The organism is Kitasatospora cathayae, assembly GCF_027627435.1.
Classification (GTDB): Bacteria; Actinomycetota; Actinomycetes; order Streptomycetales; family Streptomycetaceae; genus Kitasatospora; species Kitasatospora cathayae.
In genome coordinates, this window is the sequence record NZ_CP115450.1 from 1,770,177 (window position 1) to 1,795,768 (window position 25,592).

The window sequence follows — 25,592 nt, forward strand, 5'->3', positions numbered from 1 at the left end:
GGCTCCGGAGGCGTTCCGGGGCCGGCCCTTCGGGTGCGAGGGGTTTACGGGCGCTCGCCGCGCTCGTAACGGCCGACGACCTCCTCGGTCGGGCCGTCCATGACCAGCTCGCCGGCCTCGATCCAGATGGTCCGCTCGCAGACCTCGCGGATCGAGTTGTTGTCGTGGCTGACCAGGAAGACCGTACCGGCGGAGCCGCGCAGCTCGTCGATGCGCTTCTTGCTGCGCTGCTGGAAGGCCTGGTCACCGGTGGCCAGGGCCTCGTCGATCAGCAGCACGTCGTGGGTCTTGGCGGCGGCGATCGAGAAGCGCAGCCGGGCGCCCATGCCGGAGGAGTAGGTGCGCATCGGCAGGGAGATGAAGTCGCCCTTGTCGTTGATGCCGGAGAAGTCGACGATCTCCTGGTAGCGCTCCTTCACCTGGGCCGGGGTCATGCCCATCGCCAGGCAGCCCAGGATGACGTTGCGCTCACCGGTGAGCTCGTTCATCAGGGCCGCGTTGACGCCCAGCAGCGAGGGCTGGCCGTTGGTGTAGATGCCGCCCTTCTCGGTCGGCAGCAGGCCCGCGATGGCGGCCAGCATGGTCGACTTGCCGGAGCCGTTGGAGCCGATCAGGCCGATCGCCTCGCCCTTGTACGCGGTGAAGCTGATGCCCTTGACCGCGTGCACCTCGCGCACGCCGGCGCCGCGCTTGCGGCTGAGGATGCGGCTCATCGCCGAGGTGGCGCTGCCCTTGCCGGAGCCGGCGCCGTGCACCCGGTAGACGATGTGCACGTCGTCGACGACGACGGTGGGCTCGCGGGCCACGCTCGTGGCCGGGACGGCGTCGCGCTTGCTCAGGTCGGTGTCAGCCACGGCCGTACTCCTCCTCGGCCTTCCAGAAGAAGACGTATCCGATGACGAACATGCCGATCGCCCAGCCGATGCCGTACGCCCACTGGTGCGGCGGAATGGTCTGGTGGACGGCCTGGTGCTTGTTGTAGATGATCGGCGCGAAGGCGTGCCGCAGCAGGTCCATGTAGACGGAGGCCGGGTTGAGGGCCATGATCGTCTGGATGTAGTGCGGCCAGGTCTGGATCTTGTCCTGGATGCTGAACATCACGCCGGACAGGAACATCCAGGCCCGCATCACGAACGGGATCAGCTGGGAGATGTCACTGGTCTTGGAGCCGATCCGGGCGAAGATCAGCGAGATGCCGGTGTTGAACAGCGTCTGCAGGAGCAGTGCCGGGATGATCAGCAGCCAGGTCTTGCCCGGCTTGATGCCGCCCGCCAGCACGGTGACGACCAGCACCACCATCGAGATCAGCAGCTGCTGGAGCTGGATCACGGTGAAGGCGATCGGCAGGCTGGCGCGCGGGAAGTGCAGCGCGCGGATCAGGCCGAGGTTGTCGGAGATCGCCCGGGTGCCGGACTGCACCGCGTTCTGGGTGAACTGGAAGACGAAGACGCCGATGCACAGCCAGGAGATGTAGGTGTGACCGGGGAAGCCCTGCTTGTTCGCCAGGATCACGCCGAAGACCAGGTAGAACACACCGCAGTTGAGCAGCGGGGTCACGACCTGCCAGAGCTGGCCCAGCTTGGCGTCGGTGTACTGGGCCACCAGGCGGGCGGTGGCGAAGGCCCAGATGAAGTGGCGGCGGGCCCAGAGCTGCTTGGTGTAGGCGAACAGGCCGGGGCGGGCGCCGCTCACCGACAGACCGTACTTGTCCGCAAGCTGCTTGGGGGTCAGGCCCGCGTCCGCCCCCGTAGGGGCTGAGAGGCTGACGGGTTCACTCACTGTCGACACATTCGTCCTTCGCGCGGGATCGGTCGGGGCGGCCGGTCGGCGGGGGTCCGCCGGCCTTGCGCCGATGGGGATCCACTGGGATCACGGGGGGTTCCGGCCGGTGTGTGGTCACCGGCCGCGGCGATCGATCGCTCGATCCAATCAGATGATCGGAGGTCGGCCCATCCTGGTCAGTCGCCAGACGGTACGCCATCGCATGGGCCGCCGCGGACCGCAGGGTTCGCGGAAGCCCGCCCGGAATCCGCCCAGCCAGGCCTTCAGCCCCTCCGCGGAGGGGCGTCGGGCCAGGGTCAGCAGAAACCAGGTTCCCAGGTAGAGAGGCACCAACGGGGCCGGAAGGTTCCGCCTCGCGAGCCAGACCCTGTTTCGGGCCACGTTGTGGAAGTAGGCGGCGTGCCGGGCCGGCGAGGTGGCGGGGTGGTGCAGCACCACGTCCGCCCGGTAGTCGATCGCCCAGCCGGCGTCCAGGGCGCGCCACGCGAGGTCGGTCTCCTCGTGGGCGTAGAAGAACTCGGCGGGCAGCTGACCGGCCTGCTCGAACACCTTGCAGCGCACGGCGCTCGCGCCGCCCAGGAAGGTGGTCACCCGGGAGGAGCGCAGCGGGTCGCTGGCGCGCAGCCGGGGGACGTGCCGGCGCTGGGTGACGCCGGTGTCCGGGTCCTCGATCCGGAAGGACACGATGCCCAGCTCCGGATCGGCGGTGAAGGCCTCGCGCAGCAGGCGGGCCGAGTCGGTGCGGGGCAGCAGGCCGTCGTCGTCCAGGAAGAGGACGGCGTCCACCTCCCGGCCGTGCGGCCCGAACAGCTCGATGCCGACGTTGCGCCCGCCCGGGATGCCGAGGTTCTCCGGCAGCTCGACGGTGCGCACGCCCTCCGGCAGCGGGGGCAGCTTGACGCCCTGGCCGACCACGGCGAACTCGACCGCCGGGCCCTCCTGGGCGCGGACGGACTCGATCAGGGCGTTGAGCTCGGCGGGCCGGTTGCCCATGGTGATGATGACGACGCCGAGGCGGAAGCTCTCCGCGGTGGAGGGAGCACTCATCGCAGCCTGCTCGACAGGACGATGCTCAGCAGGTGCAGCACGGTCTGCAGCATGGCGATCGCCGCCAGCACCACGACCGCGAGCCGGGTGAGGAACAGCCCGCCGTGCACGGCGTCGCCGATCCCGGCCGCCAGGATGAACAGCGAGGCCTCGACCGCGCCGACCAGGCGGTGGAACTTCAGGAAGGAGGCCGCCCGGCGGGCCTTGGCCACCGAGGAGGAGCGCGGCACCGAGGCGCTGTCCTCGACCGCCGTCATGCCGCTGCGGGCCCGGGCCACGTCCACCAGGTCCGTCTCGGACTTGATCAGGATCGCGCCGAGCGCGGCCAGCGTGCCCAGGAACGCCCACTCCCAGTGGGAGCCGTGGCCCTCGCGGTGCAGCAGGTCGGTGGCGCGCAGGCCGAGGCCGGTCAGCAGGGCCGCCTCGGACATGTAGTGGCCGACCCGGTCCAGGTAGACGCCGGTGAGCGAGGTCTGCCGCCGCCAGCGGGCCACCTCGCCGTCCACGCAGTCCAGCAGCAGGTAGACCTGGATCAGCAGGGCGCCCAGGACCGCGCCGGTGATGCCCGGCAGGACCAGCGCGACGCCGGCCAGGATGCCGGTGAACATCATCAGGTAGGTCAGGCCGTTGGGCGTGATCGCCGTGATGGTGGACAGCACGCGGGTGATCCGCAGCGAGATCCTCCGCATGTACAGGCGCCCGGCCCAGTGCTCGGCGCTGCGGCGCTGGAGCATGCCCTCCGGGTGGATCACCGCGCGCAGTTCCTCGATCGAGGGCCGGCGGGTCAGGTCGACCGGGGGCCGCTCGGCGCCCGCGGTGGAGGGGTCAGCTGTTGACGGCTTGGACATAGTCGGCGTACGCGTCCCTGATTGCGGAAGGGGAGAGGTCGAGGTGTTCCAGGATGGTGTAGCGGCCCGGGCGGGTGTTCGGAGCGTAGTGCACCGCTTCGGTGAACTCCGCTTCGGTGAAGCCGATTTGAGCTGCGGTCACCGGCAGTCCGTGGCGCGCCAGGCGCTCCACGATCAGGCCGGTCAGCTCGCGCTCGCCCCGCAGGAAACTGGCGAAGGCGGCGCCGAGGCCCACCTGTTCGCCGTGCTGGGCGGAACGCTTGGGGTACATCACGTCCAGGGCATGGCAGATCTCGTGGCAGGCACCCGAGGAGGGCCGGGAACTGCCCGCGATGTTCATCGCGATGCCGGACAGTACCAGGGCTTCCGCGAGGGCCGTCAGGAGGTCCTGGTCCTGGGTGCTGCCCGGGTGCCGCAGCAGGTTCTCGCCCGCCGAGCGGGCCATCGCCACGGCCAGTCCGTCCACCGGTTCGCCGGTGACGGCGTGGGACAACTCCCAGTCCGCGCAGGCCGAGATGTTGGAGATCACGTCGCCTATCCCGGCCGCCACGAAGCGCTGCGGGGCCTGCCGGATCACGTCCAGGTCGACGATGATGCCGATCGGGCTGGGCACCCCGTAGGAGCCCCGGCCGGCGTCGTTGTCGAGGGTGGAGACCGGCGAGCAGATGCCGTCGTGGGCCAGGTTGGTGGCAACCGCGACCACCGGCAGGCCGACCCGGGCGGCGGCGTACTTGGCGGCGTCGATGATCTTGCCGCCGCCGAGGCCGACCACCGCGTCGTAGTGCTTGCCGCGCATCTCCTCGGCGAAGCGCACCGCGCTGTCGAGGCTGCCGTCGTCCACGCTGTACCAGTCGGCGCCGGGCAGGGCCGGCTCCAGGCGCTCGCGCATCGCGGCACCGGAGCCGTTGCTGATCGCCACCGCGATCCGGCCCGACGCGGACAGCCGCTGGTCCGCCAGGATGCCGCCGAGCGCGTCCAGCGCGCCCGGGCGGATCTCGGCGAACAGCGGCGACGGGACCAGTCGGGTCAGTACTGGCACGCGATCTCCCGCGCCTTCGCCAGGTCGTCGTGGTTGTCGACCTCGACCCAGGACACCTCGCCGATCGGCTGCACGTCGATCCGCAGGCCGCGGTCGACCATCTCCTGGTAGCCGTCCTCGTAGTACAGCTGGGGGTCGCGCTCGTAGGTGGCGCGCAGCGCGTCCGTCAGGTCGGCCGCGGCGGCGGGGTTGATCACGGTGACGCCGATGTACTCGCCGGTCGCCTCGGCCGGGTCCATCAGCTTGGTGATCCGGCGCATGCCGGCGGCCGGGTCGACGACGACCTTCATCTCCTCGTCGGCGAGCTTCTTCACCGTGTCGAGGGCGAGCAGGATGCCGGGGGCCCGGCCGGCCTCGGTGAGCTGCCGGTTGCCCTCCAGCATGGTGCGCTGCACCGAGGCCGGGTGCACGGTGTCGCCGTTGGCCAGCAGCAGGCCCTCGGAGAACAGCTCGCGGGCGCACCAGAGCGAGTACGCGTTGTTCCACTCCTCGGCCTTGTCGTTCTCGACCAGGTGGAGCTTGACGCCGTACTCGCTCTCCAGGGCGTCCTTGCGGTCGTACACCGCCTCCTTGCGGTAGCCGACGACGATCGCCGCCTCGCGCAGGCCGACCTCGGCGAAGTTGCCGAGGGTGAGGTCCAGGACGGTCCGCTCCCCGTCGACCGGCACCAGCGCCTTGGGCAGGGTGTCGGTGTACGGGCGCAGCCGGCGGCCGGCGCCGGCTGCCAGAACGAGGCCGATCATGCGGGGTCTCCTGATCCGTCGTGCGTCGTGCGGTGCGCGGGATGTGCCGACGGGTACGGCGGCGCTGAGCGCTCCGGACCGGCGTTCGGCCGGGCCCGGCGGCGGCGCGCCGGACCGGCACAGATCCGGGCAGCGTGTCGTATGTGATGGTAGGCGACCCGGACGATCCGCCCGAACGCGGTCGGAGGCGGTGCGGTGACGGCTGGGTGGAGGAGCCGTGATCGAACGGGGTGGGAACGGATCTCGAACTGGCCTGCGGGTCCAATGACCCTTTCGGGGGCTTCCCGGACCCTTCCGTGTCCGGATCGGGGCTCCCCCGGGTCATGATCCGCCCGGTTGTGCGTGGGACCCGTTCCGACCGCCACCCATACGGCAGACTGGAGCCCGACGCCGGCGCCGGTGCCCCCGCTGTGTTCCGTGCACTCCACCCGGTGCACAGGACGCACCCGATGCTTCCGTTGCTCCCGTTCCTGAAAGAGGCCCCATGCCCCAGAGTCCGCCGACCGAACCGACGCACTTCGCCGCCGAGATCGACACCGGTCTCGACGTGGAGACCGACGTGACGGTCGACCCACGGGCCTCCGCCGCCGCCTCCGCGGGTGCCGAGATCCTGCTGGAGCTGGTCGACGACGCGGGCGTCACGATCGGCACCGCCGAGAAGCTCTGGGCCCACCAGCAGCCGGGCCGGCTGCACCGGGCCTTCTCGGTGTTCCTCTTCGACCGCCAGGGCCGGCTGCTGCTGCAGCGCCGGGCGCTCGGGAAGTACCACTCCCCCGGCGTCTGGTCGAACACCTGCTGCGGGCACCCGTACCCGGACGAGCCGCCGTTCGTCGCCGCCGCCCGGCGCACCGCCGAGGAGCTGGGCGTCGCGCCGGCGCTGCTCTGCGAGGCGGGGACGGTCCGCTACGACCTGCCGGACGAGGCCTCCGGGCTGATCGAGCGGGAGTGGAACCACCTGTTCGTCGGGCTGGTCACCGCGCCGGTCGAGCCGGACCCGGAGGAGGTGGACGACTTCGCCTTCGTGACCGCGCAGGAGCTGCGCGAGCTGCGGACGGAGCGGCCGTTCTCGGTCTGGTTCGAGACGGTCTTCGAGGCGGCGCTGCCGGGGATCCGGGAGATCGCCGGGCGGGACTGGTAGCGGTCGCGCCTTCGTGCGGGCGGTCGTCCTCTCGGGGGCGGCCGCCTTCGTGCGAGGGGGCGTTCTCCTGGGGGCGGGCGCCCTCGTGGGGGTGGCCGCCCTGGGGCGGGCGGTCGTTCTCGTGGGGGTCGTCGCCTTCGCGGGATCGGCCGTCAGGGGCCGGGCTCCGGGGGGACGGGCAGCGAGGCCCAGATGACCTTGCCGCCCTCCCCCGTGTGCTCGACGTCGCACACCCCGCCGGCCTGCAGGGTGACGCTCTTCACCAGCAGCAGGCCGCGCCCGCCGGTGCGGCCGGTGTCGCTCTCCAGGGCCTTCGGCCGGTACGGGTCGCCGTCCTCGACCGAGATCCGCACCCAGCCCCGGCGCACCGACAGCTCGGTGGTCACCTCGGGTGACAGCTCGGCCGCGTGCCGCACCGCGTTGCCGACCAGCTCGGAGACGATCAGCAGCACGTCGTCCACCAGTTCCTGGTAGCGCACCCCGGTCATGCCCTGGGCCAGCAGGCGGTCGCGCACCGCGTGGCGGGTGCGGGGCACGGAGGCCTCGACGGCGGGCACCCGGAAGTGCCACACGCCCTCGCCGGGGCCGTCGGCGGCCGACCGCCCGCCGGGTTGCCCGCCCGGCCGCCCGACTGGCCGACCGTCCGACCGTCCGTCCGACCGGCTGCCGGGTCTCGGCTCGGCCTTCGCCGACCCGCTGATCTGCTCCACGTCCAGCCGCCCTTCGTCCGCGACCCGGGAATCAGGCGATCCGCTCATGGCGCCCTCGGTCCACAGAGGCTAGGAGAGCGGTCGGTGCGACCGCGCCACCGTCGACAAGTTGCCCGTGTCGGATCGGTTCAGATCGGTTCCGATCGTGGGCGCGGGCGGAACCGATCGTTTGCTTCGCGCTCGCCACCGCTTCGGCCGGGGTTCGAGCGCCCTCGCGAGGCGTTCCAGCCAGTCCGGCCAGGCCGGGCGTCCCCACCGGGGGCGGGCTGCGGGGCGGGCTGCGGACGGCGCGTGGGGCGGGCCGTGGACCGCGGCCGAGGAAACGCAGGTGAGAAGCACTCCAGAACCCTGGTAATGTTCTCTCTGTCGCCGAGGGGGCGAGAGAAAAACCCCCGGAGCACACACCCCGTCCGGGTGGCGGAATGGCAGACGCGCTAGCTTGAGGTGCTAGTGCCCTTTATCGGGCGTGGGGGTTCAAGTCCCCCCTCGGACACAGTCGAAATTCCCCGTGGAATCCGAAAGGAAGCCACGGGGAATTTCCTTTTCCCGGCCAGGTGCCGGCCCCTCCTCTTGATCCATTGCCCCCGGCGGTGTGGCGTCGGTCTCGTTCGGCGGGTCCAGCCGTCCGAAAGCCGGACACGAGATGGCAACGATCGGGCAGTTTGAGCTTCCTCTGAGGTATTCGCCCCTTTTCGAACCATAGGCTGCTGGGGTTTGTCCGGAATACCGACTCAAAACCGTAAAAGCACCGACACCATCCGCTGAACTCCGAGCGAGAGGACCGATACGTTGAGTGAGCCCGACTCGTTGACGGCATCACACCAGAACTACCGCCGATCGCTCGGAACGATCAGCCTGACCGCGGTCGGGCTGGGATCGATCATCGGTTCCGGCTGGCTGTTCGGCGCCGAGCGGGCGGCCAAGCTGGCCGGGCCCGCCTCGATCCTCGCCTGGGTGATCGGCGCCGCCGTGGCGCTGACCATCGCCCTCACGTACAGCGAGCTGGGGTCGATGTTCCCCAAGGCCGGCGGCATGGTCCGGTACGGCCAGTACTCGCACGGCTCGCTGGCCGGCTACCTGGCCGCCTGGGCCAACTGGATCGCCATCGTCTCGGTCATCCCGGGCGAGGCCACCGCGTCCGTCCAGTACATGAGCTCCTGGCACTACGGCTGGGCCAAGGCCCTGTACGACGGCAAGGAGCTGAGCACCAGCGGCGTCGCACTCGCGAGCGTCCTGCTCCTCGTGTACTTCGCGCTGAACTGGTTCGCCATCACGCTGTTCGCCAAGACCAACACGGCGATCACCGTCTTCAAGGTCGTCGTGCCGACGCTGACCGCCGGCGCGCTGCTCTTCGCGCACTTCGACACCTCGCACTTCACCAACCACGGCGGCTTCGCGCCGAACGGCTGGAGCGCGGTGTTCACCGCCGTGGCGACCTCCGGCATCGTCTGGGCGTTCAACGGCTTCCAGTCGCCGCTCAACCTGGCCGGCGAGGCCCGCAACCCCGGCAAGTCGCTGCCGAAGGCCGTGATCAGCTCGATCCTGATCGCGCTCGTGATCTACATCGCGCTGCAAATCGCCTTCCTGGGCGCCGTTCCGGACGACGGCCTGGCCAAGGGCTGGGGCGGCCTCGGCTACACCTCGCCGCTGGCCGACCTCGCGATGGCCTGGGGCCTCAACTGGCTCGCCATGCTGCTGTACGCGGACGCGTTCGTCTCGCCGTCCGGCACCGGCATGATCTACGCCGCCACCACCTCGCGCATGATCCACGGCGTGCAGGAGAACGGCCACCTGCCGAAGATCTTCGGCAAGGTCGACCCCAGGACCGGCATCCCGCGTCCGGCGCTGGTGCTCAACCTCGTGATCGCTTTCCTGTTCCTCGCGGTCTTCCGCGGCTGGGGCTCGCTGGCCGAGATCGTCTCGGTCGCCACCGTGATCTCGTACATCACCGGCCCGGTCGCCGTGATGGCGCTGCGCCGCCTCGCTCCGGACCTGCCGCGGCCGGTGCGACTGCGTGCCATGCCGGTGATCGCGCCGATCGCCATGGTGTTCGGCTCGCTCGTGCTGTACTGGGCCAAGTGGCCGCTCACCGGCAAGGTCATCCTGCTGATGGCCGCCGGCCTGCCGATCTGGGCCTGGTACGAGCTGCGCAAGCCGTTCGCCGAGCTGAAGCCGCATCTGAAGGCGGGCGCCTGGATGGTCGCCTACCTGTTCGTGATGGCCGGAATCTCCTGGGCCGGCAGCTCCGACTTCGGCGGCCATGCCTACCTGCCGGAGGGCTGGGACCTGCTGATCGTGGCCGGGATCGGGCTGGCGTTCTACTACTGGGGCGTCGCCAGCGCCTGGGCCAACCCCTCGCTGGCCGAGGTGCGCGACGAGCTGGCGGCCGACGCCGAGGCCCTGGCCGGGGCTGGGGCTGGGACCGCCGAGGCCGCGGAGGCTTCGCGGGTCTGAGCGGGTACGCGCTTGGAAGGGCCGGTCGGGCTTCCGACCGGCCCTTCGGCGTTCAAGTGACAGAGTCTGAAATCTGTCATCCGTTCGCTGTCATCTGTTTGCTGTTCGCTGTCGGCCGTTCGTTGTCGTCTGTTCGCTGTCGGCTGTTCGCTGTCGGCTGTCGGCTGTCAGCTGTTCGCCGGCCCGATCAGCCGCGGCGGGCGCGGCGGATGGCGGAGGTGACGACCGGCGGGAGGAGGTCCCTGGCGGCGCGCTTGGCGACGTTGACCGGGCGGCGCGCCTCGGCGGCGCGGGCGCGGCGGACGGCGAGGTCGAGCGCGGCCTCGTCCTGGGCCACGCGGAGCGCGGCGCGGGAGGGCTCCGGCTGTTCCTCGCTGGGGCGCCGCGCGTGGCGGGAGCCGCGGAACGGCCGGATGCCCTCCGAGCTGCCGGTCATCCGCAGCAGCTGCCGGCCGTTCAGGGTCTCGGTGCTGAGCTCGCAGCCGGACGCGAGGTCCAGCCGGTCCAGCAGGTCGCGCTGGAACGGCTCCGGGTCGCCCCAGGTGCCGTAGAACTTGCACTCGGTGAGCATGATCGGCTTGAGGCCGTGGTTGAACACCGCCTCCCAAGTCGCGGCCGCTACCCCGGGGGTGTGCTGGGCGCGGTAGTCGTCCAGCACCACGACGCCCTGGTCCTGCAGGGCGACCCGGGCCACCTGGAGGTCGCCCACCACGTGCTCGTAGAGGTGCGAGGCGTCGATGTGGATGAAGCGGTACGCCCCGGCCGGGATCCGCCCGCCCGCCAGCACGGAGGTCGGGGCCTGGATGATGTCCGGCAGCTCGTCGTGGAAGGACAGGTAGTTGGCCTCGAAGGCCGACCTGGTCAGCGTCTTCCGGTAGGAGATGTCCATCTCGTCGGAGTTCTCCTCGTCCGGTGCGTCCGAGTCGAACAGGTCACAGATGGTGAAGGTCTCGCCGGGCTGGAGGTGCTCGCCGATCACGATCGCACTGCGGCCGAGGTAGACGCCCATCTCCAGCAGGTCGCCGGTCACGCCCCGCTTCGTCTGCCGCGCCAGGAACCACTCGAAGGAGTGCCGGTCGTGGTCCCAGAACCAACCTGGGACGTCCTCCAACACGGCCGGTACGCCGGGCTGCCGCGATTGGCCCTGCAAGGCGGTGTCGGTCACGGGATGCTCCTTAGCGGTACGGATGACCTGTGGGTTCTGAGCAACATCTCGCGCGGCGGCGGCCTTCCGGCCAGGAGACGGACCGGATCACCCGGCCGCACACGAGTCGACCCAACACCGACAGTAGGCCCCGCCACGGAGTTCGCTGCAATCTACAGCGGCACCCGGGCGATGAGGAGGGCTTCGGGAGCCCGAATTGCCGAAACGTCGAACCCGCGGGTTCGCGACCGGACGTGAACACGGTCTGGCGGGTGGCGTACGTCCATTGTGTCCCGATCGACCGCTCCGCGTCACCGGTCGCACGGATGATCTTCGTCGCAGTTCCGGCACCTACCGTGGTCGCAGGCGGCCCCACCGGCGGGCCGGAGTGCAGGGAGCGGATCGGCATGACGACAGCACGGGGTGACCGGATGGATCTCCAGGGGAGCGCCCTGGCAGCCGAGTTGGTGGCGATGATGGTCGAGGACAACGCGACCGCACGGCTGGCGCACAGTTCCGACCTGGCAGAACAGGCCGTCTGGCGACGGCTCACCGCCCGCCACGGGGACCGGCTTTCGGAGATCATGGCGGTGCACGGCTGGCCGACCGAGCGGGCCGTCGGCGCCGACGCCGCCCGAGCGGCCTGGCTGGTCGCCCAGCACGCCGACCGTCAACTGGACGTCCAGCGGCGGGCGGTGGAGCTGATGGCCGAGGCGGTGGCGGTCGGCGCCGCGAGCGCCCGGGACCTCGCCTTCCTGGAGGACCGGCTCGCCGTCAACGAGGGGCGCGAGCAGCGCTACGGCACCCAGATCGGCGCGGTGGCGGACGGGCGCCCGGTGCCGTGGCCGTGCGAGGACCCGGAGCGACTGGACGAGCGCCGCGCGCAGGTCGGGATCGAACCGTTCGACGAGTACACGGCGCGGTTCGCTCCCAGGTGACCGTCCGGTCCACGCGGCGGGATCGGCACTTGCGCGCGACCCGCCGGCCGCCTTGACTGACCATCTGACCAGCGCCGTCGGTCAACGGGCGGCTGACCAGCTGAGAGGACGACCTGTGCAGGAGTACGCGGAGTACGACGACCAGTACACCGCGGCGCCTGGCGGCCCTCCGGGGACTCCGGATCGATCGCCGTGCTGAACCCGGCGACGGAGCAGGTGCTCGCCACCGTCCCGGCGGGCGCGGCGGCCGACGTCGACGCCGCCGTGGCGGCGGCCCGCCGGGCGGCCCGCGGCTGGGCCGCCACCACCCGCGAGGAGCGGATCGAGCTGCTGACCCGGCTGCGGGACGGGATCGCCTCCGCCCAGGGCGAGATCACCTCGACCGTGGTCGCCGAACTGGGCGCCCCGGTCGGCTTCGCCGGGGCCGTGCACGCCGGGCTGCCGCTGACCGTGGCGACCTCCTACCTGACGCTGCTGGCCGAGCACCCCTTCGAGGAGCGGATCGGCAACTCGGTGGTGCTCGCCGAGCCGGCCGGGGTGGTCGCGGCGATCACGCCGTGGAACTACCCGCTGCACCAGATCACGGCCAAGGTCATCCCGGCGCTGGCGGCCGGCTGCCCGGTGGTACTGAAGCCGGCCGAGGACACCCCGCTGGTGGCCCGGCTGTTCGCCCGGCTGGTGCACCAAGCCGGCTTCCCGGCCGGGGTGTTCAACCTGGTGACGGGTACCGGCGCGGTCGCGGGCGCGGCGCTCGCCGCCCATCCGGAGGTGGACGTGGTGTCGTTCACCGGTTCCACCGGCACGGCCTACGGCCTGGCGGGCGGCGTCTGGGCCGCGAACACCGACACCGCCGCCGTCTTCGCCCGCCGGCTCGACACCGGCCAGGTGGACCTCAACGGCGGGCGCTTCAACCCGCTGGCGCCGTTCGGCGGTTACAAGAACTCCGGGCTCGGCCGTGAACTGGGCCGGCACGGGCTGGAGGAGTTCCTGCAGTACAAGTCGTTGCAGTACTAGTGGGGTTGAGCCGGGGCTGCCGCCCAGCAGTTCGGCGGCCCCGGCCCGACCCGCTGGTGCGGCAGCGGTCGGGCCGGGCCGGAACGGCTCAGACCAGGTCGACGCCCGGGTAGAGCGGGAAGGGCGCGAGGAGATCGGCGGCGCGCTTGGCGATGCCGTCGCGGAGGGACTCGTCGAGGGCGTAGTTCGCCTTGGAGGGTGCGCCGTTGGCGGTGGTGGTGGGCGCGGTGCCGCGCAGGACGGTGTCGATCAGGGCGGCGATCTCGTCCATCTCGCCGGTGCCCAGGCCCCTGGTGGTGAGCGCCGGGGTGCCCAGCCGGACGCCCGAGGTGTACCAGGCGCCGTTCGGGTCCTGCGGGACGGAGTTGCGGTTGGTGACGATGCCCGAGTCGAGCAGCGCCGCCTCCGCCTGACGGCCCGTCAGACCGCAGCCGGAGACGTCGGCGAGCACCAGGTGGTTGTCGGTGCCGCCGGTGACCAGCTTGCCGCCGCGGCGCAGCAGGCCCTCGGCGAGCGCCTGGGCGTTGTCGACCACGGCGCGGGCGTAGGCCTGGAACTCGGGGCGGCGGGCCTCGGCGAGGGCGACGGCCTTGGCGGCCATGACGTGCGAGAGCGGGCCGCCGAGCACCAACGGGCAGCCGCGGTCGACGTGTTCGGCGAGCTCGGCGTTGCTGAGCACCATGCCGCCGCGCGGGCCGCGCAGGGACTTGTGGGTGGTGGTGGTGACGATGTGGGCGTGCGGCACCGGGTCGTGGTCACCGGTCAGCACCTTGCCCGCGACCAGGCCGGCGAAGTGCGCCATGTCGACCATGAGGGTCGCGCCGACCTCGTCCGCGATCTCGCGCATCCTGCGGAAGTCCACCAGACGCGGGTAGGCGGAGTAGCCGGCCACCAGGATCAGCGGGCGGAACTCGCGGGCGGTCTCGCGCAGCGCGTCGTAGTCGATCAGGCCGGTTTCCGGGTCGGTGCCGTAGCTGCGCTGCTCGAACATCTTGCCCGAGATGTTGGGCCGGAAGCCGTGGGTGAGGTGGCCGCCGGTGTCCAGGGACATCCCGAGCATGCGCTGGTTGCCGAGTTCCTGGCGCAGCTGGGCCCAGTCCTGCTCGGTGAGGTCGTTGACGCCCCGCACCTTGGCGCGCTCCAGGGCCGGGCTCTCGACCCGCTGGGAGAGGACGGCCCAGAAGGCGGTGAGGTTGGCGTCGATGCCCGAGTGCGGCTGGACGTAGGCGTGTTGGGCGCCGAACAGCTCGCGGGCGTGCTCGGCGGCGAGCGCCTCGACGGTGTCGACGTTGCGGCAGCCGGCGTAGAAGCGGCGGCCGACGGTGCCCTCGGCGTACTTGTCGCTGAGCCAGTTGCCCATGGCGAGCAGGACGGCCGGGGAGGCGTAGTTCTCGCTGGCGATCAGCTTGAGGGAGGCACGCTGGTCCTCCAGCTCCTGCCCGATGGCGGCGGCGATCCGCGGCTCGACGCCGGCCACGACGTCCAGGGCGGTGCGGAAGGCGGTGTCGGCCGCGGGGCTCGCGGCGGTGTGCGGCTGTGCGGCGGTCAGTTGGGGCTGCTCGGGCTGGGGCTGGGCCATGGCGGTCTCCTGGTGGGGATGCGGACGGCCCAGGCGCTCGGCAACGGACGTGAGGATTCACGGGACCGCTTCCCGATGGTCGATTCCATCCGCACGCGCCAGTCGCGGTCCACCGGGATCGTACCAACACCGCGGAGACCGTGGCGGCCCGGGAGCTGCCGGCGGCGGCGCGCTGAGGGGTCCTCGTCCCGGGGCGAAAGGGATCGGCGATGTGGAGGCGATATGCGTTGGCGCGATCACGGGCGGGGCGGTCATGCTCGAGGCGTTCCGGCTTTCGTCAGGGAGGACCAGCACTCATGTCCGGCATGGATCACGGGGGCGTCGACCAGGAGCTCGTCGAAGCGGCGCGGGAGGTGGCCCGGCGGTACGCCCGGGGCGACAACCACACCGTCGCGGCGGCCGGGCGCAACGCCGACGGGCGGATCATCACGGCCCTGAACGCCTACCACTTCACCGGCGGTCCGTGCGCGGAGCTGGTGCTGATCGGGGCGGCGGCGGGCCAGGGGGCGTACGACCTCACCACGGTGGTGGCGGTGGGCGACCGCGAACGCGGGGTGATACCGCCGTGCGGACGCTGCCGTCAGGTGCTGCTCGAGTACTTCCCGGAGCTCGGGGTCATCGTCGGGCAGGGCGCGGAGCTGCGCACCCTGCCGGTGCTGGAGCTGCTGCCGGAGGCGTACGTCTGGGCCGACCACCAGGTGGACTGAGCGGGGGCGGCCGGGCGCCGCCGCGCGCCGCCGTTCGCCCTTCGTTCGGCTGCGCGAGCGCGGCCCCAGGCGTTAGCGTGCTGACGACGTGACGTCGCTCAACGTGCCGCGGCCCAGGAGCCGTGAGATCGCCACCGGAGGGGGCACATTGTCGGACGACCTGCTCATCGCGAAGATCAATCACGGTTTCGACCACCTCGACGCCGACGGGGACGGACTGCTCACCGAGCGGGACCACGTGCTGATGAGCCACTCGGTGGCCCGCTCGCTCGGCCACCAGGAGGGCTCGGAGGCGGAGGCCGTGATCGTCCGCGCCTACCTGACGGTCTGGCACGACCTCCATCTCGCCGGAAAGCCCGCCGGGACGGAGGCGATCACCCGCGAGCAGTTCGTCGCCTCGACCGGCGCGCTCGCCGACGACCCGCAGGCCGCCCGGGAGATCCTCGGCGCCCTGGCCGAGGCCTTCCTCGCCGTCGCCGACGCCGACCGCAGCGGAACGGTGGACGCCGGCGAGTTCTTCGTGTTCCAGCGCGGCCACTTCGCCGGGCTCTGCCGCGACGACGCCGATGAGGCCTTCCGCCGCCTCGACCTGGACGGGGACGGGACGCTGTCGGCGGCCGAGTTCACCAGCGCGATCATCGAGTACTGGACCAGCCGCGACCCGGCGGCGCCGGGGAACTGGTGGACGGGGAAGGCGCCGTACGCGCTCTGACCAGCAGATCTTGACCCGCAGGCCTCCGCCGACCCGCTTCGGGCCGGTGGAGGCCTGCGCGCGCTCCGCGCGTCGGTCAGGCGGCCGGGACGATCCGCTCCACGACGGTCTCGATCAGGGCGGCGAGGCCGTCGACGCCCAACACCTCGGGCAGGGTGAGGTGTTCGAGGATGAGACCGGTCATGGCGAGGTAGAGGACGAGGACGGTCTCGCGGTCGCCGGGAAAGCCCTCGCCCAGGTGGTAGGCGATGTTGGCCTCCAGGTCGTCCCGGATGGTGCCGGTGAGCTGGGCCCGCAGCTCCGGGCGGCGGGTGGCCTCCAGGCGCAGTTCGAGCATCGCGAGGTAGCCGGCCCGGTCGGCGGTGATGCGGCGGAACACGTCGTGCATCAGGGCCGTGACCAGCGCGCGGTCGCGGGGGGCGCGCAGCAGCTCGGCGAGGATCGCCGCGTCCGGGGTGAGCCGCTCGTGGATGCGCCGGGCGGCCTGGTGGAGCAGGTGGTCCCGGCTGGCGAAGTAGTTGGAGGCCGTCCCGGTGGGGACGCCGGCCCGCCCGTCGACCGCGCGGAAGGTGAGGCCGCGGGCGCCCTCGCGGGCGAGGACCTCGATGGCGGCGTCGGCGAGGGCGGTGCGGCGGGCGGGGTTCTGGGCCATGGGGCGATTCTCTCCTGTTCCGTCCGGCGGGTACGCGGGGTGTCGATCGAATCCCCTTGCAACCACTACAGACGAAGTACTATAACTGTCGTGGTTACCGCGACGGGCCGAACCGGCCCGCGCACACCTCGACCTCAAGGACGCGTATGCGCAAGCTCAGCTACTTCGTCGGCGCCACCATCGACGGCTTCATCGCCGCGCCGGACGGCGGCTACGACTTCTACGCCCCGTTCCTCACCGAGGACTACACCCCGACGATCTTCACCGAGTACCCGGAGACCGTCGCCACCCCCGGCCGCGCGGCGGTCGGCATCGCGGACGCCCCCAACAAGCGGTTCGACACCGTGCTCCAGGGCCGCGGCAGCTACGACGCCGGGCTGGCCGTCGGACTCACCAGCCCGTACGCCCACCTGCGGCAGATCGTCTTCTCCCGCTCCCTGGAGACCAGCCCGGACCCGGCGGTGGAGGTCACCACCGAGGACCCGCTGAGCGTCGTCCGCCGACTCAAGCAGGAGGACGGGCTCGGCATCTGGCTCTGCGGGGGCGCCGACCTGGCCGGTCAGCTGCTGCCCGAGATCGACGAACTGATCGTCAAGCAGTACCCGGTGGTGGTCGGGTCGGGCATCCCGCTGTTCCGCGCCGGCTTCGAGCCGCGCGCCTTCACGCTCACCGACAGCCGGATCTTCGAGCGGGGGAACGTCGTCCTCACCTACGCGCGGACGTCGCCTTCGGCTTCGACCGACTCCCCGGCCGCCGGCTGACGCTCACCACCAGGCAGACGCCGACCACCACGATCGACCCGCCCACCAGCGTCGGACCGGTCAGCGGCTCGGCCAGGATCAGCCAGCCCAGCAGCACCGCGACCACCGGGTTCACGTACGCGTAGGTGGCGACCAGGGTCAGCGGGGCCGACTGCAACAGCCAGGCGTACGCGGTGAAGGCGAGCAGCGAACCGAACAGCACCAGGTAGCCGAGGGCCAGCCAGGACCGGCCGGAGACGGCGCCGAGGTCCAGCCCGTGCTGCTCACCGCGGGCCAGCCCGATCAGCACGTTGCACAGGCCGCCCGCCAGCATCTGGTAGGCGCTCGCGGCGAGCACGTTGCCCGGCATCGGGATCTTCTTGCTCGCGAACGAGCCGGCCGCCCAGGCCAGCGTCGCGCAGATGATCAGGACCACACCGAGCGGCTCGACGGACCCGCCGATCGCGGGGGCGGACAGCACACCGAGACCGACCAGGCCCAGCAGCACCCCGGCGAGCTCGGCGCGCTTCGGGCGCTCGCCGCCGCCGAAGGCCGTCAGCACGACCATCCACAGCGGGACGGCGGCCACCAGCAGGGCGGCCAGTCCGGACGGAACGGAGGTCTCGCCGAGCACCACCAGGCCGTTGCCGCCGGTCAGCAGCAGCACCCCGACCAGGGCGGCGGAGGCCAGCTGGCGGCCGCTCACCCGCAGGCCGGCCGGGCCCTGGCGGACCAGCAGGTAGCCGAGCAGCAGCAGGCCGGCGGTGAGGAAGCGGGCGGCGGCGGAGAAGAAGGAGGGCATCGTCTCGACCGCGATCCGGATCGCGAGGTAGGTCGAGCCCCAGACCACGTAGACCACCGCGAGGGCGAGCCAGACCGCGCCGGAGAGGCGGGCGGTGGCGGGAACGGTCACGGGGGCGGTCGGGGTGCTGCCGGTGGGGGTGCTGTCGGGGGTCGTCGCCGGTTGTGGGGAGGCGGGTGATGTCATGGGTGTCCCCCTAGGACGGTGCTGGCTGAACATCCGCCATGACAGCGCATCCGCGGCCCGCCGCGCCAGTGGGTATCACCAATCGGTCAGCGGAACGTACCGTGGGCGCTCCCCAGCGAGGAGGTCGAACCCGTGTCCGCGTCCGAGCAGGCCTCACCGGTCGAGCCTCCCCTGCCGTTCTTCGTGTACGGCACCCTGCGCAGCGGCGGCCGCAACCACGCCGTCCACCTGGCCGGGCGCTGCAGCGGGATCCGGCCGGCAGTGCTGGACGGCGCCGCGCTGCACGAGGGACCGGGGTACCCGTTCGCGGTGGCGGACGCGACGCCCGGGCGCCGGGTCGTGGGCGAGCTGGTCACCGTGCGCCCGGGCGCGTACGCCGGGGCGCTCGCGGACCTGGACCGGCTGGAGGGCTGCCGGGCGGACGGGACGGGGCTGTACGTGCGGCGGCGGTTGGCGGTGCGGACGGCGGCGGGCGAGCGGCGCGAGGCCTGGGTGTACCTCGCCGGGCCGGCCGCCGAGGCGCGGCTGCGGGCACGGCCGGCGCTGATCGCCTCGGGAGACTGGACGGAAAGGTGAGGGCGGGCGGGTCCGGCCCGGACCTGTGAGGGCGGGCGGGTCCGGCCGACATACCGCCAGGTAGGCTGCCCCGGCCAGCAGGAACGAACGACGAGGAGCCACCCGGTGCCCGAGCTGCCACCTCCGATCACCGTCGTCGGGATCGGGGCCGACGGCTGGCCCGGTCTCGCCGCCGACTCCCGTGCCGCGCTGCGGTCCGCCGAGGTGGTGATCGGCGGCACCCGGCAGCTGGAGCTGCTCCCCCACGAGGAGGTCACCGCCGAGCGCGTCGCCTGGCCGTCCCCGCTGCGCCCGGCCGTCCCCGGGTTGCTCGCCGACCACGCCGGCCGCCGCCTCGCCGTCCTGGCCAGCGGCGACCCGATGTTCTTCGGCATCGGCCGCACCCTCGCCGACACCGTCGGTGCCGAACGGCTGCGCGTCCTGCCGCACCCGTCCTCGGTCTCCTACGCCTGTGCCCGGCTCGGCTGGCCGCTGGAGGCCACCGAGGTGGTCAGCCTGGTCGGTCGACCGCTGGACGCCCTCGCGCTCGCCCTCCACCCCGGGCGCCGCCTGCTGGTGCTCAGCGCCGACGCCGGCACCCCGGCCGCCGTCGCCGCGCTGCTCGCCGAGCGCGGCTTCGGCACCGCCCGCCTGCGCGTGCTCGAACAGCTCGGCTCCCCCGCCGAGCGACAGCTCGACGGCCCCGCCGCCGACTGGCCGCACCCGCCCGGCGACCCGCTGAACCTGATCGCGATCGAACTCGGCGACGGCCCGCGCGGCTCGCTCGTCCCCGGCCTGCCCGACACCGCGTACGAGAGCGACGGCCAGCTCACCAAGCGGCACGTCCGCGCCGCCACCCTGGCCACCCTCGCCCCGTCCCCCGGCGAACTGCTCTGGGACGTCGGCGGCGGTTCCGGCTCGATCGCCATCGAGTGGCTGCGCGCCCACCGGGACTGCCAGGCCGTCAGCATCGAGCGCGATCCGGTCCGAGCCGAGCGGATCAGCCACAACGCCGCCGCGCTCGGCGTGCCCCGACTCCGGGTGGTGACCGGCCCGGCCCCCGCCGCACTCGCCGAACTCCCCACCCCCGACGCCGTGTTCATCGGCGGCGGCCTCACCGCTCCCGGCCTGTTGGACAGTTGCTGGGCCGCCCTGCGCCCCGGCGGCCGGCTGGTCGCCAACACCGTGACGCTGGAGTCCGAGGCGCTGCTCACCGAGTGGTACCGGCGCCACGGCGGGGAGTTGGTCAAACTGGCCGTCGCCCACGCCGTCCCGGTCGGCGGCTTCACCGGGTGGCGGCAGGCCATGCCGGTCACCCAGTGGTCCGCCGTCAAGCCCAACACCCCCCAGGAGGACGCCTCGTGACCGTCTACTTCATCGGAGCCGGCCCGGGCGCCGCCGACCTGATCACCCTGCGCGGCCAGCGAATCCTGGCCCGCGCCGAGGTCTGCCTCTACGCCGGCAGCCTCGTCCCGCGCGAGCTGCTGGACGAGTGCCCGCCCGGCGCCCGGCTGATCGACACCGCGCAGCTCAACCTGGACCAGATCACCGCCGAACTGGTCGCCGCACACCGGGCGGGCCAGGACGTGGCCCGGCTGCACTCCGGCGACCCGTCCGTCTTCTCCGCCGTCGCCGAGCAGATGCGCCGCCTGGACGCGGCCGCCGTTCCGTACGAGGTCGTCCCCGGCGTGCCCGCCTTCGCCGCCGCCGCGGCCGCGCTGAAGCGGGAGTTGACGGTGCCGACCGTCGGCCAGACCGTCATCCTGACCCGGATCGCCAAGCGCGCCACCCCGATGCCCGAGGGCGAGGACCTCGCCACCCTCGGCCGCAGCGGCGCCCTGCTGGTGTTGCACCTGGCCGCCGGCTACGTGGACGACGTGGTCGAGCAGTTGCTCCCGCACTACGGCGCGGACTGCCCCGCCGCGGTGGTGGCGATGGCCAGCCGCCCGGACGAGCTGGTGCTGCGCGGCACGCTCGCCGACATCGCAGGGCAGGTCAAGGAGGCGGGTGTGGTGCGCACCGCCGTCATCATCGTCGGCCGCACGCTCGCCGCCGAGCAGTTCCGCGACAGCCACCTCTACTCGGCGGACCGCGAGCGCCCGCACGAGCCCTGCGGCGCATGAGCGGGGCCGCGGCGCACGTCCTGATCCTCGGCGGGACGACGGAGGGGCGGGCGCTGGCCGCCGCGCTGGACGGCCGTCCGTCCCTGCGGGTCACCAGCTCGCTGGCCGGACGCGTCGCCCAACCCCGGCTGCCCGCCGGGGAGGTGCGGATCGGCGGCTTCGGCGGCCCGGACGGGCTGGCCGCCTGGCTGCGCGCCGAAGGGGTGGCGGCCGTGGTGGACGCCACCCACCCGTTCGCCGCCGGGATGTCCCGCAACGCCGCCCTCGCGGCCGCCGCCACCGGTGTGCCGCTGCTGGTGCTGCGCCGCCCCGGCTTCGCGCCCGTCCCCGGGGACCGCTGGCACCTCGTGCCCTCGCTCGCGGCGGCCGCCGAGCTGCTGCCCGGCCTCGGACGGCGGGTCCTCCTCAGCTCCGGCCGGCAGGGCATCGGCGCCTTCGCCCACCTGGACGGGCTGCACTTCCTCGCCCGCTCGGTGGACCCGCCCGAGCCGCCGCTGCCACCCTCGCTCGAAGTCCTGCTGGACCGCGGCCCGTTCACCCTCGACGGCGAGCGGGCGCTGCTGCGCGACCACCGGATCGACGTGGTCGTCACCAAGGACAGCGGGGGCGCCGCGACCGCGCCCAAGCTCACCGCGGCCCGCGAACTCGGCCTGCCGGTGGTCGTGGTGGAGCGCCCGCCGGTGCCGGAGGGCGTACCGGTCGCGGCGGACGTGGCGGGCGCGGTGCGCTGGCTGGAGCGAACGGTCTGAGTCGTCCGGGGCGCGTGCTCAGGCCCGTGTCCGGGCGCGTGCTCAGGCGCGTGTCCGGGCGCGTGCTCAGGCGCGTGTCCGGTGGGTGGAATCTGTCGGGCGGTCGAGGTGGCCGGACTGTCAGGATGGTTCGATGACCGATGACCAGCGCACCGCCACCCTGCGCACCGCCGACGAACGGGCCACCCTGGCAAGCTTCCTGGACTACCAGCGCGACACCCTGGCGATGAAGTGCGCCGGCCTGACCGCCGAACAGCTCCGCACCCGCGTACTGGAACCCTCCGGGCTCTCCCTGCTCGGACTGGTCCGCCACCTCGCCGAGGTGGAGCGCAGCTGGTTCCGCAACGTCCTCAACGATGAATCCCGGCACGGTTTCTGGAAGCACCCCGACGGCACCTTCGCCGAGTTCGACGTCGAGACCGCCGACCCGGAGGAGGCCTTCGCCGTCTGGCGCCGCGAGTGCGACCACGCGCGGGAACTCGTCGCCGCCGCACCGTCGTTGGACGTCCTGGGCCACTACGGCGAGGAGGTCTTCTCGCTGCGCTGGATCCTCACCCACATGATCGAGGAGTACGCCCGCCACAACGGCCACGCCGACCTCCTGCGCGAGCACCTCGACGGCAGCACCGGCGAGTAGCGCAGCGACGCCGGGGCCGGCGGGTGCTGGTGCGCTGCCGGTCGGGCTACAACCGCTCGGGCCTGGTGGTGGCGCAGGCGCTGGTCGAGCTCGGGTACGGCACGGACGAGGCGGTCCGGCTGGTGCGGGAGCGGCGTTCGCCCTGGGCGCTGAACAACCCGGTGTTCATGGACTACCTGAACACCGGGTTGGACGTGGCAGTGTTGCTGACCGGCCTCAACGGGTGAGGCCGGTCAGCGCGGTGATCCTCCGTCAGATGTCGCGGAAGGTCTCGATCTGGGCGCCGATCGAGTTGAGGCGCTCGGCGAGGTCCTCGTAACCGCGGTTGATGACGTAGACGTTGCGCAGCACGGAGGTGCCCTGGGCGGCGAGCATCGCGAGCAGGATGACCACGGCGGGGCGCAGCGCGGGCGGGCACATCATTTCGGCGGCGCGCCAGCGGGTCGGGCCCTGAACCAGCACCCGGTGCGGGTCGAGCAGCTTGACGTCCGCGCCGAGCCGGGTCAGCTCGGTGAGGTAGATCGCGCGGTTGTCGTAGACCCAGTCGTGGATCATCGTGGTGCCGTGGGCGGCCGCGGCGATGGCGGCGAAGAACGGCACGTTGTCTATGTTGATGCCGGGGAACGGCATCGGGTGGATGGTGTCGATCGGCGCGGTCAGCTTGGAGGGGCGCACGGTGAGGTCGACCAGGCGGGTCTGGCCGTTGTGGGCCCGGTACTCGGGGGTCCGGTCGTAGTCGAGGCCCATGCCCTCCAGCACCGCGAGCTCGATCTCCAGGAACTCGATCGGCACCCGGCGGATGGTCAGCTCGGAGGAGGTGACCACGGCGGCGGCGAGCAGGCTCATCGCCTCCACCGGGTCCTCGGCCGGGGTGTAGTCGACGTCGCAGGTGATCTGCGGGACGCCGTGGACGGTGAGGGTGGTGGTGCCGATGCCCTCGATCCGGACGCCCAGCTTCTCCAGGAAGAAGCAGAGGTCCTGGACCATGTAGTTGGGCGAGGCGTTGCGGATGACGCTGACGCCGTCGTGCCGCGCGGCGGCCAGCAGGGCGTTCTCGGTGACGGTGTCCCCGCGCTCGGTCAGCACGATGGGGCGGTCCAGCGGGGTGCCCGGCTCGACCGAGGCGTGGTAGGCGCCGCCGGTGGTGGCGACCTCCAGGCCGAAGCGGCGCAGCGCGGTCAGGTGCGGCTGGACGGTGCGGGTGCCGAGGTCGCAGCCGCCCGCGTACGGGATGGCGAAGCGCTGGGCGCGGTGCATCAGCGGGCCGAGGAACATCAGCACGCTGCGGGTGCGGCGGGCGGCCTCGACGTCCATCGCGGCGAGGTCGAGCTCGGCGGGCGGGGTGAGTTCGAGGTCGCGGCCGTCGTTCAGCCAGCGGCTCTTGACGCCGATGCTGGTGAGCACCTCGAGGATGCGGTAGACCTCCTCGATCCGGGCGACGCTGCGGATCGTGGTGCGGCCGGTGGTCAGCAGCGAGGCGCACAGGATCGCGACGCAGGCGTTCTTGCTGCTGCGGACGTCGATGGCGCCGGAGAGCCGGGTGCCGCCGGTGACGCGCAGGTGCATCGGGCCGGAGTAGCCGAGGGAGACGATCTCGCTGTTGAGGGCTTCGCCGATGCGGGCGATCATCTCAAGGCTGACGTTCTGCTTGCCCTGTTCGATGCGGTTGACCGCGCTCTGGCTGGTGCCGAGTGCCTCTCCGAGCTGCGCCTGGGACCAGCCGCGGTGCTGGCGCGCGGTACGGATGAGAGTGCCGATACGGGTGAGGTAGTCGCCTGTCACTCGGCAGACCATATCTCATGGTTGAGATGACGACGGAATCAAGGGCGAGCGTGATGCCACTTTTGTCCGTTTCCTACGCCGCATGAATGTCAGATCTTCACATCACCACGCGAAAGTGTTGAGGTTTCGCTGAGCAGGGCGCACACCCGACTCGACGCGCTCAGCGGGCGAACGGTTCCGTTTTGACGTCAGGAGCCGAGCGGTTCCGCCCGGCCGACGATGGTGCCCGCGCGGTCGATGCAGATGACGTCCACCGCGACGGGCGAACCGAGCAGCACGCCGAGCGCCGTCGCCCGGGCCGCCTCGGCGACCAGGTCACCGAGCGGCACCTCGGCCGTCCGGCAGAGTTGCACCGCCTCCAGCCCGGTGTTGGCCGCCGCCACCGCCGCGACCAGCTCCTCGTCCGCCCCGCCGCGCCGGGCCAGTTCGGCCAGGTACCCCTTGTCCACCTGGGAGCGCGCCGAGTGCAGGTCGAGGTGGCCGTAGGCGAGCTTGGAGAGCTTGGCGAAGCCGCCCGCGATGGTCAGCCGCGGCACCGGGTGGCGCTTGAGGTACTTGAGGACGGCCCCGGCGAAGTCGCCCATGTCGAGCAGCGCGTCCTCGGGCAGCCCGTGCACCGCGACCGCGACCTTCTCCGAGGTCGAACCGGTGCAGCCCGCCACGTGGGTGCGCCCGGCCGCCCGGGCCACGTCCACCCCGCGGCGGATGGAATCGATCCAGGCCGAGCAGGAGTAGGGGACGACGATCCCGGTGGTGCCGAGGATGGACAGGCCGCCGAGGATGCCGAGGCGGGGGTTCCAGGTCGAGCGGGCGATCTCCTCGCCGTGGTCGACGGAGACCTCGACCACCACGTCCCCGCTGCCACCGTGCGCCGCCGCCACCTCGGCCACGACCTCGCGGATCATCTGCCGGGGCACCGGGTTGATCGCGGGCTCGCCGACCGCCAGCGGCAGGCCCTCCTTGGTGACCGTCCCGACGCCGGGGCCGGCCCGGAACACCACCCCGGCGCCGGGTTCGCCGGGCCGTACGGTCGCGCGGACCAGGGCGCCGTGGGTCACGTCGGGGTCGTCGCCGGCGTCCTTGACCACCCCGGCCATGGCGCTGACCCGTTCCTCGCCGGAGGGGGTCGGCTGCTCGGCCGCATTCGGCTGCTCGGCGCTCGTGGCCGGCGGCTCGGCCACGGTCAGCTGCTCCGCGGCGAGGGCGAAGGCGGGCTGCTGGCCCTTGGGGAGGGTGATGGTGACCGGATCCGGGAACTCGCCGGTGAGCAGCGCGGTGTACGCGGCCTTGGTGGCGGCAGTGGCGCAGGCGCCCGTCGTCCAGCCGTGTCGCAGCCCGCTGCTCTTCAGCTGGCCGGCCCGGCCTCCCGCCTCGGCACCCGCTGCGGCCACCTGCGCCTCGCTTCCGCACTGCCGGGGCGGCGCGCACCGCCCCTCGTCCCGTCGGCGGCCGCACCGGCCGTCGCCGCCGATTTTCCCCCATCCGTCCGGCTGCGCCCCGACCGGGGGTCG

General features: G+C 72.3%; 24 protein-coding genes, 1 tRNA gene, 2 pseudogenes and 1 riboswitch. Of the genes and pseudogenes, 14 read left to right on the forward strand and 13 right to left on the reverse strand.

What is annotated here, in order from left to right:
* Positions 1-44: 44 nt before the first annotated feature.
* From O1G21_RS07980 to O1G21_RS08005, 6 genes are all read right to left on the reverse strand, one after another.
* Positions 45-854 (reverse strand): ABC transporter ATP-binding protein, encoded by an 810-nt coding sequence (locus O1G21_RS07980; protein WP_270142013.1) that lies wholly within the window; start codon positions 852-854, stop codon positions 45-47.
* Positions 847-1,788 (reverse strand): ABC transporter permease, encoded by a 942-nt coding sequence (locus O1G21_RS07985; protein WP_270142015.1) that lies wholly within the window; start codon positions 1,786-1,788, stop codon positions 847-849. Before O1G21_RS07985 ends, O1G21_RS07980 begins: the two co-directional genes overlap by 8 nt.
* A gap of 141 nt (positions 1,789-1,929) precedes the next feature.
* Positions 1,930-2,829 carry a glycosyltransferase family 2 protein gene (locus tag O1G21_RS07990; RefSeq protein WP_270142017.1) on the reverse strand — a complete coding sequence of 300 codons (900 nt, stop codon included), beginning with the start codon at positions 2,827-2,829 and terminating at the stop codon, positions 1,930-1,932.
* A complete protein-coding gene (locus tag O1G21_RS07995; RefSeq protein WP_270150833.1) occupies positions 2,826-3,563 on the reverse strand; it encodes a CDP-alcohol phosphatidyltransferase family protein in 738 nt (245 codons plus the stop codon). The genes O1G21_RS07990 and O1G21_RS07995 overlap by 4 nt, the downstream gene beginning before the upstream one ends.
* A 91-nt stretch (positions 3,564-3,654) precedes the next feature.
* Complete coding sequence (locus tag O1G21_RS08000; protein ID WP_270142019.1) at positions 3,655-4,716, reverse strand: iron-containing alcohol dehydrogenase family protein; 1,062 nt, start codon at positions 4,714-4,716, stop codon at positions 3,655-3,657.
* The gene (locus O1G21_RS08005) at positions 4,704-5,459 is read right to left on the reverse strand and encodes a phosphocholine cytidylyltransferase family protein (protein ID WP_270142021.1); all 756 of its coding nucleotides are present in this window, start codon (positions 5,457-5,459) and stop codon (positions 4,704-4,706) included. Before O1G21_RS08005 ends, O1G21_RS08000 begins: the two co-directional genes overlap by 13 nt.
* 484 nt (positions 5,460-5,943) lie before the next feature.
* On the opposite strand from O1G21_RS08005, the gene idi reads away from it, so the two are divergent.
* Positions 5,944-6,597: an isopentenyl-diphosphate Delta-isomerase gene (idi, locus tag O1G21_RS08010; RefSeq protein WP_270142022.1), complete on the forward strand. Its 654-nt coding sequence runs from the start codon at positions 5,944-5,946 to the stop codon at positions 6,595-6,597.
* 152 nt (positions 6,598-6,749) lie between these two features.
* Here the strand turns inward: idi and O1G21_RS08015 are convergent, their stop codons facing one another.
* Positions 6,750-7,307: an ATP-binding protein gene (locus tag O1G21_RS08015; protein ID WP_270150835.1), complete on the reverse strand. Its 558-nt coding sequence runs from the start codon at positions 7,305-7,307 to the stop codon at positions 6,750-6,752.
* Between the two features lie 408 nt (positions 7,308-7,715).
* On the opposite strand from O1G21_RS08015, the gene O1G21_RS08020 reads away from it, so the two are divergent.
* Together O1G21_RS08020 and O1G21_RS08025 are read left to right on the forward strand one after the other, a co-directional pair.
* A tRNA-Leu gene (locus tag O1G21_RS08020) sits at positions 7,716-7,800 on the forward strand.
* Positions 7,801-8,096: 296 nt separating this feature from the next.
* Positions 8,097-9,761 carry an APC family permease gene (locus O1G21_RS08025; protein ID WP_270142024.1) on the forward strand — a complete coding sequence of 555 codons (1,665 nt, stop codon included), beginning with the start codon at positions 8,097-8,099 and terminating at the stop codon, positions 9,759-9,761.
* 187 nt (positions 9,762-9,948) lie between these two features.
* Here the strand turns inward: O1G21_RS08025 and O1G21_RS08030 are convergent, their stop codons facing one another.
* Positions 9,949-10,926 carry a class I SAM-dependent methyltransferase gene (locus O1G21_RS08030; protein WP_270142025.1) on the reverse strand — a complete coding sequence of 326 codons (978 nt, stop codon included), beginning with the start codon at positions 10,924-10,926 and terminating at the stop codon, positions 9,949-9,951.
* Between the two features lie 386 nt (positions 10,927-11,312).
* Here O1G21_RS08030 and O1G21_RS08035 point away from each other — a divergent pair, with 386 nt between their 5' ends.
* The gene (locus O1G21_RS08035; protein WP_270142026.1) at positions 11,313-11,843 is read left to right on the forward strand and encodes a DUF6624 domain-containing protein; all 531 of its coding nucleotides are present in this window, start codon (positions 11,313-11,315) and stop codon (positions 11,841-11,843) included.
* A 153-nt stretch (positions 11,844-11,996) separates the two neighbouring features.
* A pseudogene (locus O1G21_RS08040) lies at positions 11,997-12,857 on the forward strand (aldehyde dehydrogenase family protein); the annotation flags it as partial.
* Positions 12,858-12,945: 88 nt separating this feature from the next.
* Here O1G21_RS08040 and O1G21_RS08045 read toward each other — a convergent pair.
* Positions 12,946-14,436 (reverse strand): glycine hydroxymethyltransferase, encoded by a 1,491-nt coding sequence (locus O1G21_RS08045; protein WP_270142028.1) that lies wholly within the window; start codon positions 14,434-14,436, stop codon positions 12,946-12,948.
* A 20-nt stretch (positions 14,437-14,456) separates the two neighbouring features.
* Positions 14,457-14,552, reverse strand: a riboswitch (ZMP/ZTP riboswitch).
* A gap of 189 nt (positions 14,553-14,741) precedes the next feature.
* Between O1G21_RS08045 and O1G21_RS08050 the strand changes: the two genes are divergently transcribed.
* Both O1G21_RS08050 and O1G21_RS08055 read left to right on the forward strand, forming a co-directional pair.
* A complete protein-coding gene (locus O1G21_RS08050; protein WP_405000791.1) occupies positions 14,742-15,143 on the forward strand; it encodes a cytidine deaminase family protein in 402 nt (133 codons plus the stop codon).
* Positions 15,144-15,231: 88 nt separating this feature from the next.
* Entirely contained in the window at positions 15,232-15,855 is a 624-nt protein-coding gene (locus O1G21_RS08055) for an EF-hand domain-containing protein (protein ID WP_270142032.1), read from the forward strand.
* A gap of 76 nt (positions 15,856-15,931) precedes the next feature.
* Here the strand turns inward: O1G21_RS08055 and O1G21_RS08060 are convergent, their stop codons facing one another.
* Entirely contained in the window at positions 15,932-16,507 is a 576-nt protein-coding gene (locus tag O1G21_RS08060; protein ID WP_270142034.1) for a TetR/AcrR family transcriptional regulator, read from the reverse strand.
* Between the two features lie 146 nt (positions 16,508-16,653).
* Here O1G21_RS08060 and O1G21_RS08065 point away from each other — a divergent pair, with 146 nt between their 5' ends.
* A complete protein-coding gene (locus O1G21_RS08065) occupies positions 16,654-17,268 on the forward strand; it encodes a dihydrofolate reductase family protein (RefSeq protein ID WP_270142036.1) in 615 nt (204 codons plus the stop codon).
* Here the strand turns inward: O1G21_RS08065 and O1G21_RS08070 are convergent.
* Positions 17,213-18,235 (reverse strand): EamA family transporter, encoded by a 1,023-nt coding sequence (locus O1G21_RS08070; RefSeq protein WP_333493432.1) that lies wholly within the window; start codon positions 18,233-18,235, stop codon positions 17,213-17,215. The two genes, O1G21_RS08065 and O1G21_RS08070, sit on opposite strands and share 56 nt — an antisense overlap.
* 132 nt (positions 18,236-18,367) lie before the next feature.
* Between O1G21_RS08070 and O1G21_RS08075 the strand changes: the two genes are divergently transcribed.
* The 6 genes and pseudogenes from O1G21_RS08075 to O1G21_RS08100 form a co-directional block, all read left to right on the forward strand.
* Positions 18,368-18,811, forward strand: a complete 444-nt coding sequence (locus O1G21_RS08075) for a gamma-glutamylcyclotransferase family protein (protein WP_270142040.1) — start codon at positions 18,368-18,370, stop codon at positions 18,809-18,811.
* A 105-nt stretch (positions 18,812-18,916) separates the two neighbouring features.
* Complete coding sequence (cbiE, locus tag O1G21_RS08080) at positions 18,917-20,155, forward strand: precorrin-6y C5,15-methyltransferase (decarboxylating) subunit CbiE (protein ID WP_270142042.1); 1,239 nt, start codon at positions 18,917-18,919, stop codon at positions 20,153-20,155.
* Positions 20,152-20,913, forward strand: a complete 762-nt coding sequence (gene cobM, locus O1G21_RS08085) for a precorrin-4 C(11)-methyltransferase (protein ID WP_270142044.1) — start codon at positions 20,152-20,154, stop codon at positions 20,911-20,913. The genes cbiE and cobM overlap by 4 nt, the downstream gene beginning before the upstream one ends.
* Positions 20,910-21,662, forward strand: coding sequence for a cobalt-precorrin-6A reductase (locus tag O1G21_RS08090; protein ID WP_270142046.1), 753 nt, complete (start codon positions 20,910-20,912; stop codon positions 21,660-21,662). The genes cobM and O1G21_RS08090 overlap by 4 nt, the downstream gene beginning before the upstream one ends.
* Before the next feature lie 133 nt (positions 21,663-21,795).
* Positions 21,796-22,299, forward strand: coding sequence for a DinB family protein (locus O1G21_RS08095; RefSeq protein WP_270142047.1), 504 nt, complete (start codon positions 21,796-21,798; stop codon positions 22,297-22,299).
* 14 nt (positions 22,300-22,313) lie between these two features.
* Positions 22,314-22,526 (forward strand): annotated as a pseudogene (locus O1G21_RS08100) (protein-tyrosine phosphatase family protein); the annotation flags it as partial.
* 25 nt (positions 22,527-22,551) lie between these two features.
* Here O1G21_RS08100 and O1G21_RS08105 read toward each other — a convergent pair.
* Entirely contained in the window at positions 22,552-24,081 is a 1,530-nt protein-coding gene (locus O1G21_RS08105) for a UDP-N-acetylglucosamine 1-carboxyvinyltransferase (protein WP_270142048.1), read from the reverse strand.
* A gap of 188 nt (positions 24,082-24,269) precedes the next feature.
* Positions 24,270-25,472 carry a cobalt-precorrin-5B (C(1))-methyltransferase gene (locus O1G21_RS08110; RefSeq protein ID WP_270142049.1) on the reverse strand — a complete coding sequence of 401 codons (1,203 nt, stop codon included), beginning with the start codon at positions 25,470-25,472 and terminating at the stop codon, positions 24,270-24,272.
* Positions 25,473-25,592: the final 120 nt, after the last annotated feature.

What these genes read in the sequence shown, in the direction of transcription:
- O1G21_RS07990 (WP_270142017.1), bottom strand. Translation starts at nt 2,829, where the DNA reads ATGAGTGCTCCCTCCACCGCGGAGAGCTTCCGCCTCGGCGTCGTCATC.
- O1G21_RS07995 (WP_270150833.1), bottom strand. Translation starts at nt 3,563, where the DNA reads ATGCTCCAGCGCCGCAGCGCCGAGCACTGGGCCGGGCGCCTGTACATG.
- O1G21_RS08005 (WP_270142021.1), bottom strand. Translation starts at nt 5,459, where the DNA reads ATGATCGGCCTCGTTCTGGCAGCCGGCGCCGGCCGCCGGCTGCGCCCG.
- idi (WP_270142022.1), top strand. Translation starts at nt 5,944, where the DNA reads ATGCCCCAGAGTCCGCCGACCGAACCGACGCACTTCGCCGCCGAGATC.
- O1G21_RS08035 (WP_270142026.1), top strand. Translation starts at nt 11,313, where the DNA reads ATGACGACAGCACGGGGTGACCGGATGGATCTCCAGGGGAGCGCCCTG.
- O1G21_RS08045 (WP_270142028.1), bottom strand. Translation starts at nt 14,436, where the DNA reads ATGGCCCAGCCCCAGCCCGAGCAGCCCCAACTGACCGCCGCACAGCCG.
- O1G21_RS08050 (WP_405000791.1), top strand. Translation starts at nt 14,742, where the DNA reads ATGGATCACGGGGGCGTCGACCAGGAGCTCGTCGAAGCGGCGCGGGAG.
- O1G21_RS08060 (WP_270142034.1), bottom strand. Translation starts at nt 16,507, where the DNA reads ATGGCCCAGAACCCCGCCCGCCGCACCGCCCTCGCCGACGCCGCCATC.
- O1G21_RS08065 (WP_270142036.1), top strand. Translation starts at nt 16,654, where the DNA reads ATGCGCAAGCTCAGCTACTTCGTCGGCGCCACCATCGACGGCTTCATC.
- O1G21_RS08070 (WP_333493432.1), bottom strand. Translation starts at nt 18,235, where the DNA reads ATGACATCACCCGCCTCCCCACAACCGGCGACGACCCCCGACAGCACC.
- O1G21_RS08090 (WP_270142046.1), top strand. Translation starts at nt 20,910, where the DNA reads ATGAGCGGGGCCGCGGCGCACGTCCTGATCCTCGGCGGGACGACGGAG.
- O1G21_RS08095 (WP_270142047.1), top strand. Translation starts at nt 21,796, where the DNA reads ATGACCGATGACCAGCGCACCGCCACCCTGCGCACCGCCGACGAACGG.